The organism is Amphritea sp. (genome assembly GCF_050300915.1).
Classification (GTDB): Bacteria; Pseudomonadota; Gammaproteobacteria; order Pseudomonadales; family Balneatricaceae; genus Amphritea.
The window spans coordinates 1-715 of sequence record NZ_JBNKYN010000169.1; the positions used below are offsets into that span (position 1 = coordinate 1).

Genomic DNA, 715 nt, shown 5'->3' on the forward strand with positions numbered 1-715 from the left:
GGTTGAGAAGCCCCACGGGAGAAGAGGTGTTTTCCAAATACCCTGGAATAAGCGCTATTGGCGCAGGCACTAACTCTGACGCAGAAACTGTAGTAAGTGGTGATCTTATCGAATGGGCTGATGTCATTCTGGTTATGGAAAAGAGTCATAGAAATAAGGTGTCCAAAAAATTCAAAGATTTACTCAAAGGTAAAAAGTTAGTTTGTTTGGATATCCCTGATAATTACGATCGGATGCAGCCGGAGTTAATTCGTCTGTTGGAATCCAGGGTGGCAAGGCATGTGCGTCTCGGCTAAAACATGTAACAAATCGCTCAAATACGTTCCGGCCACAAAAGGCGTGGCCTCCACCGGACTCGCTAACGCTCGCCGTTTAGCGGGGCGTTATGCGATGTGCTTCCACTGGATAGGAAGAGCACAAGCTGATGCTTAAGAGTGATTTGATAAAAAATCTAAAATGGCTATTCTGGCTAGCCTCAATATATTTTTCTACTGTCGCTATCGCTATCCCGCTTGTGAGCACCGAGCATTGCGATCGGTGTTACGAGCTGGATAAGGGAGAGTTCCGTTACATTATTTACGATGGATTGCCAGAATCAATTATTGGGGGTACGCATCGGAAGCTTGTGGAGAGTAAGCCTAAGATGCTCAAGACTTTCAATCTGAAAACAGTACCAATAATTACAGTTAAAGTGTGGGGAAATGAAGAATCCTAT

The 715-nt window shown here is 44.5% G+C and carries 2 protein-coding genes; both read left to right on the forward strand.

Going from position 1 to position 715, the window contains the following annotated elements; genetic code table 11:
* Positions 1-296 (forward strand): low molecular weight protein tyrosine phosphatase family protein (locus ACQY8X_RS20965; protein WP_428037070.1); only part of this gene is annotated, 296 nt, incomplete at its 5' end.
* Positions 297-424: 128 nt separating this feature from the next.
* The coding region (locus ACQY8X_RS20970; protein WP_428037071.1) for a hypothetical protein at positions 425-715 on the forward strand (291 nt) is incomplete at its 3' end.